Consider the following 18,641-nt stretch of genomic DNA (forward strand, 5'->3'; position numbering starts at 1 on the left):
GTCCCCGGCGGTGCTTCCGGCCGGTGTGACAGCGTGGGCGGATGCCCGCATCCTCCCCGGTCGACGTCGACCTCGCGCTGGTCGGCGGCGGTGGCGCCGCCTCGCTGGTCCTGGCCGCCCTGGACCGGCACGGGGTGACCGGCGTGCGGGTCGCGGTGGTGGATCCGGTCCGCAAGCGCGGCCAGGACCGCACCTGGGCGTTCTGGGGCACGCCGGGTGGTGACCTCGACCCGCTGTTGAGCGCGAGCTGGTCGCGGGTGGAGGTGGTCACGGCGGCGGGCCGCCGCGTCCTGCCGCTGGAACCGCTGCGGTACGCCATGGTCCGCTCCGCCCCGGTCTACGACCGGGCTGCCGAGGCGGAGCGGCGGCTGGACGCGGTCCGCGTCGCCGCGCCGGCGGGGGAGTTGCGCGACGACGGTGACCGGGTCACCGTGTGCGACCCGGCGGGGCGGGCGTTGGTGCGCGCCGGTTGGGTGCTGGACTCCCGGCCCCGCCCGCCGTCGCGGCCGGGGCGGACGAGCTGGTTGCAGCACTTCCGGGGCTGGTGGCTGGCGGCCGAGCGGCCGACGTTCGACAGGGGTCGGGCGGTGCTGATGGACTTCCGCACCCCGCAGCCGGCCCGCGGGGTGTCGTTCGGGTACGTGCTGCCGGTCGACGACCGGTTCGCGCTGGTCGAGTACACCGAGTTCGGGCCGGCCGTGCTCGACGACGCGGGCTACGACGCGGCGCTGCGCGGCTACGCCGGGCTGCTCGGTCTGGACCTGGGCGCGCTGCGGGTGCGGGAGGTGGAGAACGGGGTGATCCCGATGACGGACGGCCCGTTCGTGGCCCGGCCGAGCCCCCGGGTGGTGCGGTTGGGCACCGCCGGCGGGGCGACCCGCCCGTCCACCGGGTTCACGTTCTCCGCGATGCTCCGCCAGGCCGACCAGGTGGGCCGGGCCGTCGCGGCGGGCCGGCCGCCGGTGCCGGCGCCGGCGTACCCGGGCCGGCACCGGTGGATGGACGCGGTGGCGTTGCGCGCGCTGGACCGGGGGCATGTGAACGGGGTGGAGTTCTTCGACCGGCTGTTCGACCGCAACCCGCCGGAGCGGGTGCTGCGGTTCCTCGACGGCGCGACCACGCCGGCCGAGGATCTGGCGGTGATGCGGTCCAGCCCGCTGCTGCCGATGACCGGCGCGGTGCTCGGCGACGCCACCGGCCGGCTGCGCGCCCGGCTGCGGCGGTAGCTAGCCGCGGTGGAGCGTCGCGGTGACCCGGTCGCGCACGAGCGCCCGCAGTCGTTCCATCGGGTCGTCGTCGCCGGCGCCGAGCCGGTTGCGCAGCGCGGCCACTGTCAACCCCAGTTCCGGGTACGCGAACGCGAGGCTGCCGCCGCTGCCGGCGGTGCCGAACGAGCCGTCGTCGTCGACCGCGTAGCCGAGCCCGAACGTGCTCTCCTGCCCGAACACCCACTCGGGCGCGTGGACCGCCGGCGCGGACACCGCGCGCAACCGGTCGGGGGAGATCAGGCGGACGCCGTCGACGGGGCCGAGCAGCGCCGCGTACATCCGGGCGACCGCGCGGGCGCTCATGGTGCCGACCGACGGCACGTCGGCGCGCAGCACGTCGGGGTCGCTGCCGGTCGTGGCGTCCGGGCGGACCGCGGGCGGGGCCACCGCGTCGAAGTGCGGCAGGTTCGCGCCGGCCCAGGTCATCAACGCGGACAGGCCGGCGTCCTCCAGCCGGGCCAGCCGGGGCAGCTCCGCCTCCGGTACGCCGAGGAACAGTTCCCGGGTCAGGCCGAGCGGCCCGGCCACCTCCTCGGCGAGCACCTGGGAGACCGGTCTGCCGGTGACCCGGCGGACCACCTCCCCGAGCAGCCAACCCCACGTCCACGCGTGGTACGCCAGCCGCTCGCCGGGCGCCCACAGCGGCGTCGCGTCGGCGAGCAGGTCGCACATCCGGGACCAGTCGGTGAAGTCGGCGGGGGTGACGTCGGCGGGCAGCGCCGGCAGGCCGGCGGTGTGGGTGAGCACGTGCCGCAGCGTGATGCCGTCCTTGCCGTGCCGGGCGAACTCCGGCCACACCCGGGCCAGTGGCAGGTCCTCGTCGAGTCGGCCCTGCTCGGCCAGCACGTGCACCACGGTGGCGGTGATGCCCTTGCCGGTGGAGACCGCGTGCACCGGCGTGTCGGCGGTCATCGGCCGGCCGGCGGCGGTGTCGGCCAGGCCGGCCTGTTCCTCGACGATCGGCGTGCCGTCGAGGTACGCGGCCACCTGCACGCCGGCCTCCCGTCCGGAGGCGACGAGGTCGTCGAGCGCGGTGCGCACCTCGGCCCGCAGGTCGTCCCAGCGACTGTCCACGATCAGCGAGCCTGCCAGAGCGCCGCGTCGCCGTCGTGCGGTTTTTCGTCGTCGGTGAGCAGGCGGGCGCGCAGCGCGGCGATGGTTTCCTCGCCGACCCCGAGCCGCCCGGTGACGTAGCCGCGGATCGAGCCGTGCGCCGCGGTCAGCTCGGCCAGCACCAGCCGGATCAGCGCCTCGGGCGCCCGCCCGTACCCGGGCCAGCGTGGCGTCGCGCCGCCGTTGCGGTCGCGCCACTCGGCGACCAGCCGCCCGGTGGCGTGCTCGGTGCGCGCGAAGTCCGCGGCGACCTGGTCGGTGTCCACGCCGAGCAGGGCCAGCACCAGCGCGGCCAGCAGCCCGGTGCGGTCCTTGCCGGACGCGCAGTGGAACACCAGCGGGTGCGGGTCGTGGGCGATCACCTCCAGCGCCCGGCGCAGCTCGACCACGCCGTCCTCGGCCACCTCGGCGTACCGGTCGGCCAGGTAGCGCCACGGGTCCACGTCGGGGTCGATGTCGGCCTGGACGTAGGGGCGGTGCTCGATGCTCAGGTTGTGCCAGGCGACGCCGAGGCTCTCCGGCGCCCGGCCGTGGTCGGCGATCTCCCACGGGTAGCGCAGGTCGATCACGGTACGGACGCCGAGGGCCGCGAAGCGGGCCAGGTCGTCGCCGGCGAGCTTGGCCAGGGAGTCGGAGCGGTAGAGCCGGCCGCGGGCGACGGTGCGACCGTCGTCGGCGCGCCAGCCGCCGAGGTCACGGAAGTTGCACAGGGCGGTGAACTCCGGGGGTGCGGTCATGGCTCCGCACGCTAGCCGGACATCGTGGCGCCGGTGGTCCCGCCGGACCCTGGGCAGGCGGGTCGGGCGCGGCGCTGGGATGGCTGGGCTGTCCCGTCGGGCCGTGGGCACGCGGGTCGGGCGGTCGGGCCGGGCGGCGTACCGGGTAGGTTGCCGGGCATGGCGGAGGCGGAGACCGGCCGGGTCGTGGAGATCTGGACCGACGGCGCGTGCAGCGGCAACCCCGGGCCGGGCGGCTGGGGCGCGGTGCTGCGCTGGGGCGGGCACGAGCGGGAGCTGTGCGGCGGCGAGGCGACCCCGACCACCAACAACCGGATGGAGCTGACCGCCGCGATCCGGGCGTTGGAGAGTCTGACCCGGCCGGTCACCGTGCGGCTGCACACCGACAGCACCTATGTGCGCAACGGCATCACCGGTTGGCTGAACGCGTGGAAACGCAACGGCTGGCTCACCGCCGCGAAGCAGCCGGTGAAGAACGCCGACCTGTGGCAGCGGCTGGAGGCCGCCTGCGCGCGCCACGACGTCACCTGGCTGTGGGTGAAGGGCCACAACGGACATCCGGAGAACGAGCGCGCCGACGCGTTGGCCAACCGGGGAATGACCGAGGCGCGGGGGGCCGGGGCACCGGCCACCCCGCGGCCGGCTCAGCGCAGCGGCCGGCCCTCCTCGATCTCCTCCGGCTCGTCGGCCGGGTCGCCGGTGCCGGAGACGGCCTCGACGTCGTAGCCGGCGCGGCTCGTGTCCCGCGCCGAGCGCCGGTCCTCGGCCGGCAGGTCGGCGAAGTCGTCGCCGGTGTCGTCGGTGGTGTGCAGGGATTCACCCGGGGGGCGCAGGGACGCCTCGTAGGCGGTGGCGCCGTCGGGTTCGTCGCCGGCGGCCCGGCCGAAGGACTCTTCACTGGTCATGTCGCACTCCTGCCCGCCTGCGGTGGCGGCAAACGTTCAGCGGGCCGCGTCGGGGTGCGTCGGCATCGACGAGCCGCCCGAGCTGCTGCCGGACGCGCCGCCGGCCATCCCGGACCCGTCGTCCTCGGTCACCTCGTCCGGTCCCGGCGTGTCCGGGGCGGCGGCCGGTACGTCCGTGTCCGCCGCCACCTGCACCAGGCGGGCCTGACCGGCGGCGTCCTCGGCGTGCGCCGGGTCGACGGGTTCCTCGCCGTCGCGTGCCCGATATCCCATCGCTCCGCCCCCCGATCGCGTCGACCCGTACCGCCGCCTACCCACCCCACCCCCACCAAAACCCCCCACGCCGCCGGTCCGGATGCCGCCATGGTCGATCAAGGAGTTTGCGTCGACGGGGCACGCGGAGATGACGTCAACTCCTTGATCACCGGGAGCGGCGGTGGTCGGGGCGGCGGCGGTGGGGTGGGCGGGTCGGGGGGAGGGGGAGGGGGAGGGGGAGGGACCAGTGCGTTGGGCGGCGCAGGCCGGGTGGCAGGAGCGTGCGGTGGTCGCCGCGCGCGGCGTCGAGTTGGGACTGGTGCACGAACAGGCACTCGCCCAGGTCGGTGCCGCGCAGATCCGCCCCGCGCAGGTCGGCGCCGGTCAGGTCGGCGGCCCCGAGCCGGACGCCGCGCAGGTCCGCGCCGATCAGGGTGGCGCCGCGCAGGTTCGCCCCGGCCAGCGCGGCGCGGCGCAGGTCGACGCCGATCAGCGTCGCGCCCCGCCGGTCGGGCCCGGCACGGCCGGCCCGGGCCCGCTCGCCGGCGCTCGACAGCAGCCGGTTGACCCGGCTCCGGTGGGCGTCGACGTCGACGGCGAGCAGCTCGTCGGGCGTGCCGTCGGTGAGCCGGCCCGTCTCGTCGAGCGTGGCGACCAGGTCGTCGCGCAGCGGGCCGGGCGGGGTGACCCGTACCGCCTCGGTCAGGTACCACAGCAACTCGTGCAACGGCCGCAACACGGCGAACGTGTCGAACATCCGCCGTGCGGTGACCGGATCGGCGCGCCAGTCGTGGCCGGCGAACGTGCCCTGGGTGAGGTGTTGGCCGGCGCCGAAGCAGTCGAACACGGTGCACCCGGGGAAGCCGCGTTCCCGTAGCTCCGGGTGGATGCCGCAGCGGGAGTCGGCGCCCAGGTTCGGGCAGGGCTGCCCGGCCGGTTTGTCGATGGCGAAGTCGGCCGAGGCGGCGAACGCCGGCGCGACGCAGCAGACCCCGGCGCAGCGCGCGCAGTCCGCCCGCAGTTCCCGACCCACGCCCGCCCCGACCCCTCCGGTCATCGCCACGTCTTCCCCGTTCCGAACGCCCAGCCCCATTGTCCGCCCACCCCACCCACCCCGGTCCGGCACCCCACCGGTGGCCCCGCTGGTGATCATGAAGGTGGCGGTGACGAATCGGACGGAGAACGCGGTCAACCTCATGATCGGCGGAGGCCGTGGGGCGGAATGGCTGAACGGGTGACAACCGTGGCCGTGGTTCGTGGCAACGCATTCGAGAATCAGTGGAACGAATGGCTGAACGGTTGACAACCGGATAGCGCCGTTATTGCGCCGATGCATTCCGTACGCCGGATCGTTGTCGATGCCCGACAACCGGAACGGCCGTTACCGTAACGATTCTTTTCACCGTTCCCGGGCGCATTACCGTCAGGTGGCAGGGACGTTTTCCGCCCCCCGGGAGGATCCTCATGAGCGACCTTTCCCATCCGCCGTCGGTGGACACACCCGTCGATCCGGCCGCTCCCGAACCGGTGGCCGGAGCCGTCGCCGCTCGCCCGGAGATCGTCGGCAGATCTCCCAACCAGCTTGCCTGGCTGCGGCTGAAGCGGGACCGCACGGCCCGGGCCAGCGCCGTGACCCTGGCCGTCGCCGCGGTGGTCGCGCTCGGCGCGCCGCTGCTGGGCCACCTCACCGGGATCGATCCCACGGACAAGTTCGTCGGCCGGCTCAACGATTTCGGAATGCCGATCGGCTATGCCGGCGGGATCAACGCCGATCATTGGCTCGGGCTGGAGCCCGGCAGTGGCCGCGACATCGCGCTCCAGTTGGTGTACGGCCTGCGTACATCGCTGTTCATCGCGTTCGCCTCGGCGCTGCTGGCCTCCTTCATCGGCGTCGCGGTCGGGGTGCTTGCCGGCTGGGCCCGGGGCTGGCTGGACAGCGTCGTCAACTGGCTGGTCGACCTCACACTGGCGTTCCCGTTCCTCATCTTCGCGCTCGCGGTGATCCCGATCCTCCAGGACCGCTTCTACTCCGACCGGGAGTCCCCGTCGCCGGCGTTCCGGGTGGCCCTGATCGTCGCCACCTTCGGGCTGTTCAGTTGGACGTACACCGCGCGGCTGGTCCGCGGGCAGGTGATCTCGCTGCGGGAGCGGGAGTTCGTCGAGGCGGCCCGGGCCGCCGGCGCCGGCACCGGTCACATCCTGCTGCGGCAGCTCCTGCCGAACATCTGGGCGCCCATCCTGGTCACCGTCTCGCTGATGGTGCCGCAGTTCATCGCCATCGAGGCGGCGCTGGCCTTCGTCAACATCGGCGTCACCGAACCCACGCCCGACCTGGGCCGCATGATCTTCAACAGCATCGGCTACGTCGCGAGCGACCCCTGGTACACCCTGTTCCCCGGGTTGACGATCTTCCTGCTGGTCCTGGCGTTCAACCTGCTCGGTGACGCGCTGCGCGACTCGCTGGATCCCCGCTCCACCCGGTAGTCCCACCGGCCATCACGTGCCCGGCCGGCGGGGGCCGCCGGGCAGGAAGGGAGCACACCGTGCGTACCCGAACCCGGACACTGACCGGTGTCCTCGCCGCGGCGGCGCTGGTCGCCGCCGGATGCAGCCCCACCACCGACGACGGTGGCGGCGAGGACCAGAAGACGAAGACCCAGAGCGGCTCGATCTCCTACCAGGCCGCCGACAACCAGGGCCCGGCGAAACCCGTCGACGGCGCGGCCCGGGGCGGCACGCTGACCGTCATGCAGCCGGCCGACTTCGAACACCTCGACCCGGCCCGCAACTACGTCAACACCCAGCAGGTGACCGGCGGGCAGCTCTACCGGGCGCTCAACGGCTACAAGGAGGACGGCAGCGGCAAGCTGCTGCTCGTCGGCGACCTGGCGACCAACCCCGGCAAGGACGTCAACGACGACTGCAAGGTCTGGGAGTTCACCCTCCGCGACGGCGTCAAGTACGAGGACGGCTCGGCGGTGACCAGCAAGGACGTCGCCCACGGCATCGCCCGGTCGTTCGCGCCGGCGCTCAACGAGGGCCCGCACTACATCCAGCAGTGGCTCTACCCGGGCGGCACCTACAACGCCAGCTACCAGGGGCCGTACGACGGCGGCCGGCCGGTGCCCGACGGCGTCGACACCCCTGACGACAGGACGATCCGGTTCACGTTCCCGCAGCCGCACTGCGACCTGCCGTACGCCGCCGCACTGCCCACCAGCGCGCCGGTGCCGGTCGCCAAGGACACCCGGGCCAACTACGACCTGCGGCCGTTCTCGTCCGGACCGTACCGGGTGAAGTCCTACCAGCGGGACGTGGCGCTGGAACTGGAACGCAACCCCCACTGGGACGCGGCGACCGACCCGATCCGCAACGCGTACCCGGACACGATCCGGGTGACGTTCGGCCTGGAGCAGGCCCAGATCTCCGAACGTCTGGTCGCCGACGGACCCGCCGACCAGGCGACACTGAGCTGGGCCGACGTGCCGCCGTCCGTGCTGCCCCGCACCACCGGCTCCGGGGTGGCCGACCGGGTGGCCAAGGGCCCCACGCAGTACACCTGGGTGCTCAGCATCAACACGCAGCGGGTCACCGACCTGGCCGTACGGCGGGCGCTCAACTACGCCGTGGACAAGGACGCGCTGCTCAAGGTGCTCGGCGGACAGGCCGCCGGTTCCCCGGCCAGCACGCTGATGTCACCGACCACCGCCGGCTTCCAGAAGTACGACCTGTTCAACGGCCCGGTCACCGGCGACAAGGCGAAGGTCACCGAACTGTTGGCCGGCAAGCGCCCCAAGCTGGTGCTCGCCCACTCCAACCTGGAGCTGCGCACCCAGCAGGCCGAGGCGTTGCGCAAGAACCTCACCGACATGGGCTTCGACATCGTGATGAAGCCGATCGACAACAGCAGCTACTACGACGAGATCGGCCGCAAGGACAACCCGTACGACATCTACCTCAGCGGCTGGGGTTCGGACTGGCCCACCGGCTCGACCGTCATCCCGCCGGTCTACGACGGCCGGGAGATCGTGGCCGAGGGCAACCAGAACCTGTCGTACCTGAACGAGCCGTCGGTCAGCGCGGAGATCGACCGGGTCCGCAACCTGCCCGCCGCCGAGCAGGACGCCGGCTGGATGGCGCTCGACCGCACGATCATGCAGGAGTACGCGCCGGTCGTGCCCTGCTACTACGACGCCACCTACGAGCTGCGCGGCTCCAAGGTCGGCAACGCCTTCCTCAGCGACGCGTTCGGCATCATCTCGCTCAACGGCATCCACGTGAAGCAGTGACCGTCGTCGGCGGGGGCGGCCACGCCGGCCGCCCCCGCCCCACCCGGGGGAGGTGTTTCCCGTGCTCCGTTTCGTCATCCGGCGGCTGCTCGTCGCCGTCCTGACCCTGGTCGTCATCAGCCTGGTCACCTTCGGACTGTTCTTCGCGGTGCCGAGCAGCCCGGCGAAGGTGATGTGCGGCAAGAACTGCACCGCCGCGGACATCGCCCAGGTCGAGCGCCGGCTCGGCATCGACCGGCCGCTGCCCCGCCAGTACGCGGACTTCGTCCACGGCGTGTTCGCCGGCCGCAGCTACGGCGAGGGCGACTTCCGGCAGGACTGTCCGGCGCCCTGCCTGGGCTACTCGTTCCGCAACAACCAGCCGGTCACCGAGATCGTCGTCCAGCGTGCCCCGGTGACGTTCAGCATCGTCCTCGGCGGCGCCGTGCTCTGGCTGGCCCTGGGCATCTCGCTGGGCATGGTGTCGGCGCTGCGCCGGGGTACGGCGTTCGACCGTGCCGCCATCGGCATCACCCTCGCCGGGGCGTCCATGCAGGTCTACTTCTTCGGGCTGATCCTGCTCTACCTGCTCGTCTACTCCACCGGGCTGCTGCCGTTCCCCAGCTACACCCCGCTGACCGAGAACCCGGCCCGCTGGGCGGCCGGGCTGATCCTGCCCTGGATGACGTTGGGTTTCCTCAACTCCGCGCTCTACGCGCGCCTGTCCCGCGCGCAGATGCTGGAGACGCTGTCGGAGGACTTCGTCCGTACCGCCCGGGCGAAGGGGTTGTCGGCGCGGCAGGTGCACACCCGGCACGCGTTACGCGCGGCGATCACACCGATCGTCACCATCGCCGGGCTGGACATCGGCACCAGCCTCGGCGGCACGTTCATCACCGAGACCATCTTCGGCCTCCAGGGTCTCGGCAAGGCCACCGTGGAGGCGGTGCAGTTCCTCAACCTGCCGGTGGTGATGGCGACCGTGCTGCTGGCGGCCGTGTTCATCGTGATCGCCAACATCGTGGTCGACGTGCTGTACGCGGTGATCGATCCGCGGGTCCGGTTTAGCTGAGCGGGAGGAGTCGACATGGTCGAGCATCGGATGCCGCAGGACCCGTACCTGCGCGTCACGGATCTGCGGGTGCGGTTCGATACCGAGGACGGTGTGGTCAGGGCCGTGGATGGGGTGTCGTTCGCCGTTGAGCGGGGTCGGACGTTGGGGATCGTGGGGGAGTCCGGTTCGGGTAAGAGCGTCACGTCGTTGGCGGTCCTGGGGCTGCACGATGCGCGGCGGGCCACCATCTCGGGGGAGATCTGGGTGGGTGGGCGTCAGCTTGTCGGCCTTGCGGAGGAGCAGGTGCGGCGGCTGCGGGGCCGGGACATGGCGATGATCTTTCAGGATCCGTTGTCGGCGTTGCATCCCTACTTCACGATCGGTAGGCAGATCGCGGAGGCGTATCGGGTGCATCATCCGGGGGCCGGCCGTCGGGAGGCGCGGGCGCGGGCGGTGGACATGTTGGGTCGGGTGGGGATTCCGCAGCCGGGTCGGCGGTTCGAGCAGTACCCGCACGAGTTTTCCGGTGGGATGCGGCAGCGGGCGATGATCGCGATGGCGTTGGTCAACGATCCGGATCTGCTGATCGCCGACGAGCCGACGACGGCGTTGGACGTGACGGTGCAGGCGCAGATCCTGGATCTGTTGGCGGATCTTCAGGAGGAGTTCCGGTCGGCGATCGTGTTGATCACCCACGATCTGGGTGTGGTGTCGCAGGTGGCTGATGACGTTCTCGTCATGTATGGGGGGCGGGCGGTCGAGCAGGGTGGTGTGGCGCGGGTGTTGCGGTCGCCGCAGCATCCGTACACGTGGGGTCTGTTGTCGAGTGTGCCGTCGTTGCGCGGTGACGCGGACGCGGACCTGGTGCCGATCCCGGGTAACCCGCCGAGCCTGATCCATCTTCCGTCGGGGTGCGCGTTTCATCCGCGCTGCCGCTACGCCGACGACCGGTCCCGCGCGGAGGTGCCCGAGTTGCGTGACGCCGGTCAGGCGGGGCATCGGGTGGCCTGCCACCTGCCGGCCGACGAGCGGACCCGCATCTACCAGCAGGACGTCGCGCAGGTGGGGGTGGCCCGATGAGTGTCGAGACCGAGCCGTTGCTTCGGGTGCGCGGGTTGAGCAAGCACTTCCCGGTACGGCAGGGGCTGCGGGGGAAGGCGGTGGTGCGGGCGGTCGACGGGTTGGACTTCGACGTGCGTGCGGGGGAGACGCTCGGCCTGGTCGGGGAGTCGGGGTGTGGGAAGACCACGACCGGGCGGATGCTGGTGCGGCTGCTGGAGCCCACCGCCGGGTCGATCACGTTCGCCGGTCGGGACATCACCCACGCCGGCCGCCGTGACCTGCGCGGCCTGCGGCAGGACCTCCAGATCATCTTCCAGGACCCGTACGCGTCGTTGAACCCCCGGCACACCGTCGGGCGGATCGTGGCGATGCCGTTGCAGGTCAACGGGATCACCCCACCCGGCGGCGTGAAGAAACGCGTGCAGGAGTTGCTGGAGCTGGTCGGACTGAACCCCGAGCACTACAACCGCTACCCGCACGAGTTCTCCGGCGGCCAACGCCAACGCGTCGGCATCGCCCGTGCCCTGGCGCTCAAACCGAAACTGATCGTCGCCGACGAACCCGTCTCCGCCCTCGACGTCTCCATCCAGGCACAGGTCATCAACCTGCTGCGCGGCCTGCAACGCGACCTGGACCTGGCGTTCGTGTTCATCGCCCACGACCTGGCGGTGATCCGCCACTTCTCCCACCGCGTCGCCGTCATGTACCTCGGCACCATCGTCGAGATCGGTGACCGGGACGCCATCTACACCCGGCCGCAGCACCCCTACACCCGGGCGCTGCTCTCCGCCATCCCCGACGTCACCACCCTCGGCCCCGCCGGCCGCATCCGACTCACCGGCGACGTCCCCACCCCCCTCGACCCACCCTCGGGCTGCCGCTTCCGCACCCGCTGCTGGAAAGCCACCGACCGCTGCGCCACCGAGCAACCCGCACTGACCACCCGCGACGGCGGCACCCAACTCACCGCCTGCCACCACCCCGACCAGGAAGCGCCGAGCGCAATGCCAAACCCCCACCCACGTGCCTGACCCTCCCGGCCACCCCTCCCCACCAACGTGATCAAGGAGTTCGTGTCGGGGTGGGTTTCGACCCTGGACGCGAACTCCTTGATCAACAGGTCGGGGCGGGGGTGGCCGGGTGGTAGAGGGCGGCCAGCGCGGCGGCGGTCCCGGCCAGGCGGGCGCGCAGGTCGGCGGGGGAGAGGACCTCCACGTCGGCGCCGAGCCGCAACAGGTCGCCATGCGCGTGGGTGAGCGACTCGATGGGAACGACGGCCCACACCCAGCCCGCCGGGTCGGGCGGACCGGCGCTCGCCTCGGCGGCGGCGATCACCATGTCGCTGCCGATCTCGCGCAACCGCTCCCGCCCGCGCGGGGAGAGCCGGATGGTGGCCTCGGTCCGGTGCAGCCCGGCGCGGAACGCGACCACGTGCGACCGCCACCAGGCCGGCAGGTCGAACTCCGGCCGGTCGAACGGCTCGTCCAGCGGGGCGAGGTCGAGGATCTGGTTGACCCGGTAGGTGACCGGCGCGGCCCGCTCCGGGCGGGCCGCGACCACGTACCAGCGGCCCCCCTTGAGCACCAGCCCGTACGGCTCCAGCACCCGGGTTGCCTCCTCGCGCCAGCTCCGGTAGCGGACCCGGATCCGGTGTTCCCGCCACACCGCCTCGGCCACGGCGGCCAGGTGCGGTGACGGGTCGCCGTCGGAGTACCAGCCCGGGGTGTCCAGGTGGAACCGCTGCTCCAGCCGGGCGGCCCGGTCGGCCAGCGGGGCGGGGAGCGCGGCCCGCAGTTTGAGCTGCACGGCCGCCACGACCGACTGGTAGCCCAGCTCGGCGGCCGGCCCGGGGAGCCCGGCGAAGAGCAGCCGGTCGGCCTCCTCGGCGGTGAGCCCGGTCAGCCGGGTCCGCCAGCCGTCGACGAGCCGGTAACCGCCGGCGTGCCCGGCCTCGCCGTACAGCGGGATGCCGGCCGCGTGCAGCGCCTCGACGTCCCGGTAGATGGTGCGCGCCGACACGTCGAGGCGGGCGGCCAGGTCGGCGGCGGTGAGCCGCCCGTGCGCCTGGAGCAACAGCAGGAGGGACAGGAGTCGACTGGCTCGCATTTCGCTGACACTAGCTGTCAGGGAAGGGCGCCTACCGTCTGGCGCATGGCCTTCCACGACAAGGAGTTGACCGTGCCGGGGACCGTCGAGGTCGCCGGCCGGCACGTCAAGCGGTACCACATCGACCAGCCCGAACGTCGCCTCGAACCGGAGGTGGTCGACGCCGCGTACGCGTACCTGCCGGCGCTGCTGCCCGACCCGGACGGCACCACGCCGCCGGTGAGCTGGACGGTGCTGCACCGGGGCGCGGACACTGGCGCGTACCTGCTGGCGTACAGCTGGTTCTTCGACAACGTCGTCGAGTGCCGCATCGCGATCGCCGGGCAGCCGGCGCTGGCCTGCCCGGACGACGACCCGGCGCACTTCGTCGACCTGACGCGGCCCGGCGTCGGCTGCGTGTGGGAGCTGGGCGTGCTGGAGCACGAGCGGGCCGCCTGGGTCCGGCACCTGCTCGCGCCGGACCGGCCCGACCTGGCCGGCTACCTGGCCGACACCCGCTCCGAGGGGCCGGTGGGGCGCTGATGGGCGACTTCGACTTCCTCGTCGGCACCTGGGACGTGACCAACCGGCGGCTGCGGGAGCGTCACGTGGGCAGCGACGACTGGGACGAGTTCGCCGGCGTCAGCGAGGCGCGGTCGTTCTTCGACGGCGCCGGCAGCTTCGACGAGATGAGCTGCCCGAGCCGGGGCTTCTCCGGCTCCACCGTGCGGCTCCTCGACCCGGCGACCGGCCTCTGGTCGATCTACTGGATGAACAGCCGCCGCGGGGTGCTGGAGCTGCCGCCGGTGGTGGGCCGGTTCACCGACGGCGTCGGCACGTTCCACGCCGACGACTCCGACGAGGGACGGCCGGTGCGCTGCCGGTTCCTCTGGTCGGCGATCACCCCCGCCTCCTGCCGCTGGGAGCAGGCGTTCTCCACCGACGGCGAACGCACCTGGGAAACCAACTGGATCATGGAGTTCGCCCGGCGGCGCTAGCGTGACGGCGTGCGGCGATGGCAGCGGGCGAATCCATGGGGACCATGGCAGGCGTTCACCGGGATGTTCGTCCTGGTCGGCGTCGCGATGGCGACCGTGCTGGTGGTGACCGGCGCTCGGGCGGTGGCGCGGGGCGTCGACCTGGCGGCGGGGGCGGGGTTGCTGGTGGCGTCGGCCTTCCTGGCCGTCTGGCTCACCTTCGCGGTCCGGCTCTACCTGGTCGGTATCTACCGCAACGAGCGCGGGCTGTTGCTGCGCCACGTGCACCGGTCCCGGTTGCTGCCGTGGTCCGAGGTCACCGGCTTCGAGGTGCGCGCGGCCCGGATGCCAGGTGGGACGACAGTGCGCGCGGCGATCTGGGTGCGGACCCGCGACGGTCTCTGGGAGGTGCCGGTTCAGCAACACTCGTGGCGGCCCGGCTGGCGCAAGAACAACGGTCCGGTGCTGTCCCGCGCCGACTTCGCGCTGACCCTGGAGCGGCTGCGTGCGGCGCACACCGCGGCTCAGGCCGGCCCGACCGGGGGCGTGGTGGTGCGGTAGATCGCGGTCAGCCAGACGTCGAGCAGCACGTCGACCACGTCCCGCTCGGCCACCGCCGGGCCGTCGCCGGCGAACGTCGCGTACCAGACCCGCTCGTTCATCGAGTTCAGCGCGATGGCGAGGTCCCGGGCGGGCAGCCCGTCCGGGGCCGCGCCGCGTGCGCGTTCCATCTCGATCGCGGCCTGCACCGCGCGGACCCAGCGTTCCAGCACCTCGGCCCAGAGCCGCCGGACCTCGGCGTTGGTGCCGCGCACCTGGGCGCAGGCGAGCACCACGTCGCGGTGGCCGCCGAAGGTGGCGTGGAACCGGGCGATCAGCTCCCGCCACCGGGCGCGCGGATCCTCGGCGAGCCGGTCCAGCACGTCGCCGGCGGCGGTGTCGGCCTCCTCGGTGACCCGGTCGAGCAGGGTGAGCAGCACCGCGTCCTTGGACGGGAAGTAGAAGTAGAACGTGGGCCGGCTGATGCCGGCGCCCCGCGCCAGGTCGTCGATGGAGATGTCGCCGAACGTGCGCTCCCGCAGCAGCCGCTCGGCGGTGGCCAGGATCGCCACCTCCCGGTCGTCGCCGGTGGAGCGGCCGGCCCGCCGCCCACGGTTCGGCGTGGCGCCGGTCGGCGTCCGGGCGGTGGTCATGTCGGCCGATGCTACACCCGCTCAACACCCTGTCGATCGGACTCGACAGGGTGTTGACCGCGGTCCGGGGCGGTGGATAGGGTCCGGTCACCGCGGGAGAACGGGAGAAGCCATGGCCTCCGACCACGTCGACGTTCTCATCGTCGGCGCCGGCCTGTCCGGCATCGGCGCCGCCGTCCACCTGGGACGCGAGTGTCCCGGGAAGACCTACGCGGTGCTGGAGGCCCGGGGCGTCATCGGCGGCACCTGGGACCTGTTCCGCTACCCGGGCGTCCGCTCCGACTCGGACATGTACACGCTCGGCTACTCGTTCAAGCCGTGGACCGACCCGAAGGCGATCGCCGACGGCGGATCGATCCGCCGGTACGTCCGGCAGACCGCCCGCGAGTACGACGTGGAACGCCACATCCGCTTTCGGCACCGGGTCACCCGCGCCGAGTGGGACAGCGCCACCGCCCGCTGGACCGTGCACGCCCACCGCGACGACACCGGCGAGGACACCACGGTCACCTGCGGCTTCCTGTTCACCAACTCCGGTTACTACCGCTACGACGAGGGCTACACACCCCCGCTGCCGGGCGTCGAGCGGTACGCCGGCACGCTGGTGCACCCGCAGCACTGGCCGGAGCGGCTGGACTTCACCGGCAAGCGGGTGGTGGTGATCGGCAGCGGCGCCACCGCGGTGACCCTGGTCCCGGCCATGGCGGAGCGGGCCGCCCACGTCACCATGCTCCAGCGCTCCCCGACGTACGTCATCGCGCTGCCGTCGCGCGACAGGTTCGCCGAGGCCGCGCGGCGCTGGCTGCCCCCGAGGACCGCGTACGCGGTGGCGCGCGGGAAGAACGTCGCGCTGGGGGTGGCGAACTTCCAGCTCAGCCGCCGGGCGCCCGGTCTGGTGAAGCGGTTCCTGCGCCGCGCCGCGAAGGGTCAACTGCCGGTCGGGTACGACGTCGACCGCCACTTCTCGCCCCGCTACGACCCCTGGGACCAGCGGCTGTGCGTGGTGCCGGACGGTGACCTGTTCACCGCGCTGGCCGAGGGCCGGGCGTCGGTGGTCACCGACACCATCGACACGTTCACCGAGCGCGGCCTCCGGCTCGCCTCCGGCGACGAGTTGCCGGCCGACCTCGTGGTCACCGCCACCGGCCTCAACCTGCTGGCGCTCGGCGGCATGACGCTGACCGTCGACGGCGCCGACGTCGACCTCGCCGCCACCATCGCCTACAAGGGCATGATGCTCTCCGGCGTGCCGAACTTCGCCATGACGATCGGCTACACCAACGCGTCCTGGACGCTGAAGGCCGATCTGGTCGCCACGTACGTCTGCCGGCTGGTGCGTCACCTCGACGACACCGGGCAGCAGATCGTCACCCCGCTCGCCCCGGACACCGACGACCTGGTGCCGATCATCGACCTGAAGTCCGGGTACGTGCTGCGCGCGGTCGACCAGTTGCCGAAGCAGGGCCCGCGCGCGCCGTGGCGGCTGCACCAGAACTACCCTCGCGACGTACGCCTGATGCGGCACGGGCCGCTGACCGACGGCGTCCGGTTCGCCCGTGCCGGCGCGCCGGCCACCGCGGCCGTGGCCGCCTCCGGAGGTACCGATGCGTGATCTCGACTTTCCCGGCGGCACCGCGGTCGTCACCGGCGCGGCCAGCGGCATCGGCGCGGCGCTGGCCGACGGCCTGGCCCGGCGCGGCGCCGACCTGGTCCTGCTCGACCGGGACGCCGAGGGGCTGGCCGCGGTGGTCGCGTCGATCCGGGCCCGGCACCCGGACCGGGAGATCCACACCTACGTGGTCGACCTCGCCGACGCTGACGCCACCGACCGGGTCGCCGCCGAGATCCGTCGGGCCCATCCCCGGATCCGACTGCTGATCAACAACGCCGGCGTCGCGTTGGGCGGCCGGTTCGACCAGGTCACGCTGGACGAGTTCCTCTGGGTCATTGAGATCAACTTCCGGGCCGTGGTGCGGCTGACCCACGCGCTGCTGCCCTCGCTCAAGGCCGAGCCGGGCTCCCACCTGGTCAACGTGTCCAGTCTTTTCGGCCTCATCGCCCCGGCCGGGCAGACCGCGTACGCGGCCAGCAAGTTCGCCGTGCGCGGGTTCACCGAGGCGCTGCGGCACGAGCTGGTCGACGACGGGGTCGGCGTCACCTCGGTGCACCCGGGCGGCATCCGGACCCGCATCGCCGCCAGCGCGCGGGTGGGCAGCGGCGTCTCCCGGGAGGAGTACGAGGTCGGCCGCCGGCAGTTCGAGAAGCTGCTGACCATCGACCCGGCGGTCGCCGCCGAGGTCATCCTGCACGCTGCGCGGCGGCGGCGCGGCCGGGTGCTGATCGGCTGGTCGGCCAAGCTGCCCGACCTGCTCGCCCGCATCGCCCCCGCCGGCTTCGGCCGGGTGTTGGCCCTGGCCATGCGCCCACGACCGGCCCGGGTCCCCGCGCCTCGGCCGGCGTCACCGGCCCCGCCGGCCGGCACCGGTGACGCGACCGCGCCGGGCGGTTCTGCTGGCACGACCATGCCGGCGGCTACCGCTGGCATGACCGTGCCGGCCGGTTCCGCCGGCGCGACCGTGCCGATCTCCGGCGACACGGTCGGGCGGGAGCCGGGACGCCGGGCGTGACCGTCGGACTGCTGCCGGCCGACGAGCGCGTCGTGGCCGGTCTGCGGATGCGCTGCCGGATCACCGGCGACGGGCCTACGGTGGTGCTGCTGCACGGCATCGGCCGTACCCTCGACGACTTCACCGCGCTGCACGCCGCGCTGGCCCGCGACCACCGCGTGCTCGCCGTGGACCTGCCCGGCCACGGCGGCTCCGCGCCGCTGCCCGGACCGCACACGCTGCCCGCCCTGGCCGGCGCGGTCGCCGGGTTCCTCGACGCCGCCGGGGTCACCGGCCCGGCCCGGCTGGTCGGCAACTCGCTCGGCGGGGCGGTGGCCATGCGCCTGGCCGCCGACGCGCCGCACCGGGTGGCCGGTCTGGCGCTGCTCAACAGCGCCGGCTTCGGCCGGGAGGTGACCGTGGCGCTGCGGCTGCTCGCGGTGCCCCCGCTGGCGCGGCTGCTGCTGCGTCCCCATCCGGCGATCGCCCGCCGTGCCGAGCGGGTGATCTTCGTCGACCCGGCCCACGTCACCGAGGAGCGGATCGCCACCGCGCTCGCGGTGGCCCGGCAGCCGCACGCGGCCCGGGTGATGCGGGAACTGGTCCGCGACCTGGGGACATGGCGTGGGGTACGCCCCCGCTGGCGCGCCGAACTGCTCGACGCGGTGGCCGCGCTCGACCTGCCCACGCTGCTGGTCTGGGGCGACCGCGACCTGATCCTGCCGGCCGCGCACCTGGCGTACGCCCGGACCCGGCTGCCGGGGACGCGTAGTCACCTGTTCCGCGACACCGGGCACATGCCGCAGATCGAGCGGACCGCCGAGGTGGCGGCGCTGCTGCGCGACTTCTGGGCGTCGCCCGGCGGGTGACGCTGCGGCCCGACGTGGTCCAGGCCACCCGCCGGTACGCCGCCGGCGACTCCCGAGCGGCCCGGCGCATCATAGATACATGACGTATCCCAGCAGCGTGGCCGGCCTGTCCGCCGCCGAGCGGGCCTACCGGCACCTCAAGCGGGCCGTGCTGGAGCAGGTCTACCCGGGCGGCCGGTTGGTGAGCGAGGGGGAGATCGCGGAGGCGACCGGGGTGTCGCGTACCCCGGTCCGGGAGGCGCTGCTGCG

Annotated in this window: 20 protein-coding genes and 1 pseudogene; 14 read left to right on the plus strand and 7 right to left on the minus strand. The window is 73.1% G+C overall.

Features of this window, described 5'->3' with window-relative positions; all coding sequences use genetic code 11:
• The first annotated feature begins 41 nt into the window (after nucleotides 1-41).
• Nucleotides 42-1,226 carry a lycopene cyclase family protein gene (locus VKK44_RS12770; RefSeq protein ID WP_343447151.1) on the plus strand — a complete coding sequence of 395 codons (1,185 nt, stop codon included), beginning with the start codon at nucleotides 42-44 and terminating at the stop codon, nucleotides 1,224-1,226.
• Here the strand turns inward: VKK44_RS12770 and VKK44_RS12775 are convergent, their stop codons facing one another.
• Nucleotides 1,227-2,342, minus strand: a complete 1,116-nt coding sequence (locus VKK44_RS12775) for a serine hydrolase domain-containing protein (RefSeq protein ID WP_343447152.1) — start codon at nucleotides 2,340-2,342, stop codon at nucleotides 1,227-1,229. It abuts the gene before it with no gap.
• Nucleotides 2,343-2,344: 2 nt separating this feature from the next.
• Nucleotides 2,345-3,118, minus strand: a complete 774-nt coding sequence (locus tag VKK44_RS12780) for a tyrosine-protein phosphatase (RefSeq protein ID WP_343447153.1) — start codon at nucleotides 3,116-3,118, stop codon at nucleotides 2,345-2,347.
• Between the two features lie 159 nt (nucleotides 3,119-3,277).
• On the opposite strand from VKK44_RS12780, the gene rnhA reads away from it, so the two are divergent.
• The gene (gene rnhA / locus VKK44_RS12785; protein WP_343447155.1) at nucleotides 3,278-3,844 is read left to right on the plus strand and encodes a ribonuclease HI; all 567 of its coding nucleotides are present in this window, start codon (nucleotides 3,278-3,280) and stop codon (nucleotides 3,842-3,844) included.
• Here the strand turns inward: rnhA and VKK44_RS12790 are convergent.
• The 3 genes from VKK44_RS12790 to VKK44_RS12800 all read right to left on the minus strand — a co-directional run bounded on the left by VKK44_RS12790 (nucleotide 3,763) and on the right by VKK44_RS12800 (nucleotide 5,335).
• Entirely contained in the window at nucleotides 3,763-4,023 is a 261-nt protein-coding gene (locus VKK44_RS12790; protein WP_343447156.1) for a hypothetical protein, read from the minus strand. The two genes, rnhA and VKK44_RS12790, sit on opposite strands and share 82 nt — an antisense overlap.
• Nucleotides 4,024-4,059: 36 nt before the next feature.
• The gene (locus VKK44_RS12795) at nucleotides 4,060-4,296 is read right to left on the minus strand and encodes a preprotein translocase YidC (RefSeq protein WP_343447157.1); all 237 of its coding nucleotides are present in this window, start codon (nucleotides 4,294-4,296) and stop codon (nucleotides 4,060-4,062) included.
• 148 nt (nucleotides 4,297-4,444) lie between these two features.
• The gene (locus VKK44_RS12800; protein WP_343447158.1) at nucleotides 4,445-5,335 is read right to left on the minus strand and encodes a pentapeptide repeat-containing protein; all 891 of its coding nucleotides are present in this window, start codon (nucleotides 5,333-5,335) and stop codon (nucleotides 4,445-4,447) included.
• A gap of 407 nt (nucleotides 5,336-5,742) precedes the next feature.
• Here VKK44_RS12800 and VKK44_RS12805 point away from each other — a divergent pair, with 407 nt between their 5' ends.
• The 5 genes from VKK44_RS12805 (at nucleotide 5,743) to VKK44_RS12825 (ending at nucleotide 11,693) form a co-directional block, all read left to right on the plus strand.
• On the plus strand, nucleotides 5,743-6,762 hold the full coding sequence (locus tag VKK44_RS12805; RefSeq protein ID WP_343447159.1) for an ABC transporter permease: 1,020 nt from the start codon (nucleotides 5,743-5,745) through the stop codon (nucleotides 6,760-6,762).
• A gap of 59 nt (nucleotides 6,763-6,821) precedes the next feature.
• Complete coding sequence (locus VKK44_RS12810; protein ID WP_343447160.1) at nucleotides 6,822-8,567, plus strand: ABC transporter substrate-binding protein; 1,746 nt, start codon at nucleotides 6,822-6,824, stop codon at nucleotides 8,565-8,567.
• Between the two features lie 61 nt (nucleotides 8,568-8,628).
• Nucleotides 8,629-9,618 carry an ABC transporter permease gene (locus tag VKK44_RS12815; protein ID WP_343447161.1) on the plus strand — a complete coding sequence of 330 codons (990 nt, stop codon included), beginning with the start codon at nucleotides 8,629-8,631 and terminating at the stop codon, nucleotides 9,616-9,618.
• 15 nt (nucleotides 9,619-9,633) lie between these two features.
• Nucleotides 9,634-10,680 carry an ABC transporter ATP-binding protein gene (locus VKK44_RS12820; RefSeq protein ID WP_343447162.1) on the plus strand — a complete coding sequence of 349 codons (1,047 nt, stop codon included), beginning with the start codon at nucleotides 9,634-9,636 and terminating at the stop codon, nucleotides 10,678-10,680.
• On the plus strand, nucleotides 10,677-11,693 hold the full coding sequence (locus VKK44_RS12825) for an ABC transporter ATP-binding protein (protein WP_343447163.1): 1,017 nt from the start codon (nucleotides 10,677-10,679) through the stop codon (nucleotides 11,691-11,693). The genes VKK44_RS12820 and VKK44_RS12825 overlap by 4 nt, the downstream gene beginning before the upstream one ends.
• Nucleotides 11,694-11,775: 82 nt before the next feature.
• On the opposite strand, the gene VKK44_RS12830 is transcribed toward VKK44_RS12825, so the two are convergent.
• Nucleotides 11,776-12,768, minus strand: a complete 993-nt coding sequence (locus VKK44_RS12830) for a helix-turn-helix transcriptional regulator (protein WP_343447164.1) — start codon at nucleotides 12,766-12,768, stop codon at nucleotides 11,776-11,778.
• A 45-nt stretch (nucleotides 12,769-12,813) separates the two neighbouring features.
• Here VKK44_RS12830 and VKK44_RS12835 point away from each other — a divergent pair, with 45 nt between their 5' ends.
• From VKK44_RS12835 to VKK44_RS12845, 3 genes are read left to right on the plus strand one after another with little or no spacing between them, the layout of a single operon-like run.
• Complete coding sequence (locus VKK44_RS12835) at nucleotides 12,814-13,290, plus strand: hypothetical protein (protein ID WP_343447165.1); 477 nt, start codon at nucleotides 12,814-12,816, stop codon at nucleotides 13,288-13,290.
• Nucleotides 13,290-13,745, plus strand: a complete 456-nt coding sequence (locus tag VKK44_RS12840; RefSeq protein WP_343447166.1) for a hypothetical protein — start codon at nucleotides 13,290-13,292, stop codon at nucleotides 13,743-13,745. Before VKK44_RS12835 ends, VKK44_RS12840 begins: the two co-directional genes overlap by 1 nt.
• A gap of 9 nt (nucleotides 13,746-13,754) precedes the next feature.
• On the plus strand, nucleotides 13,755-14,285 hold the full coding sequence (locus tag VKK44_RS12845; RefSeq protein ID WP_343447167.1) for a hypothetical protein: 531 nt from the start codon (nucleotides 13,755-13,757) through the stop codon (nucleotides 14,283-14,285).
• Here VKK44_RS12845 and VKK44_RS12850 read toward each other — a convergent pair.
• Nucleotides 14,249-14,917 (minus strand): TetR/AcrR family transcriptional regulator, encoded by a 669-nt coding sequence (locus VKK44_RS12850; protein WP_343447168.1) that lies wholly within the window; start codon nucleotides 14,915-14,917, stop codon nucleotides 14,249-14,251. The two genes, VKK44_RS12845 and VKK44_RS12850, sit on opposite strands and share 37 nt — an antisense overlap.
• A 112-nt stretch (nucleotides 14,918-15,029) precedes the next feature.
• Here VKK44_RS12850 and VKK44_RS12855 point away from each other — a divergent pair, with 112 nt between their 5' ends.
• The 4 genes and pseudogenes from VKK44_RS12855 to VKK44_RS12870 all read left to right on the plus strand — a co-directional run.
• Nucleotides 15,030-16,529 (plus strand): flavin-containing monooxygenase, encoded by a 1,500-nt coding sequence (locus tag VKK44_RS12855; protein WP_343447170.1) that lies wholly within the window; start codon nucleotides 15,030-15,032, stop codon nucleotides 16,527-16,529.
• Nucleotides 16,522-17,544: an SDR family NAD(P)-dependent oxidoreductase gene (locus VKK44_RS12860; RefSeq protein ID WP_343447171.1), complete on the plus strand. Its 1,023-nt coding sequence runs from the start codon at nucleotides 16,522-16,524 to the stop codon at nucleotides 17,542-17,544. Before VKK44_RS12855 ends, VKK44_RS12860 begins: the two co-directional genes overlap by 8 nt.
• Complete coding sequence (locus VKK44_RS12865) at nucleotides 17,541-18,392, plus strand: alpha/beta fold hydrolase (RefSeq protein ID WP_343447172.1); 852 nt, start codon at nucleotides 17,541-17,543, stop codon at nucleotides 18,390-18,392. The genes VKK44_RS12860 and VKK44_RS12865 overlap by 4 nt, the downstream gene beginning before the upstream one ends.
• 79 nt (nucleotides 18,393-18,471) lie before the next feature.
• A pseudogene (locus VKK44_RS12870) lies at nucleotides 18,472-18,633 on the plus strand (GntR family transcriptional regulator); the annotation flags it as partial.
• Nucleotides 18,634-18,641 lie beyond the last annotated feature (8 nt).

This window comes from Micromonospora sp. DSM 45708 (assembly GCF_039566955.1).
Lineage (GTDB): Bacteria > Actinomycetota > Actinomycetes > Mycobacteriales > Micromonosporaceae > Micromonospora.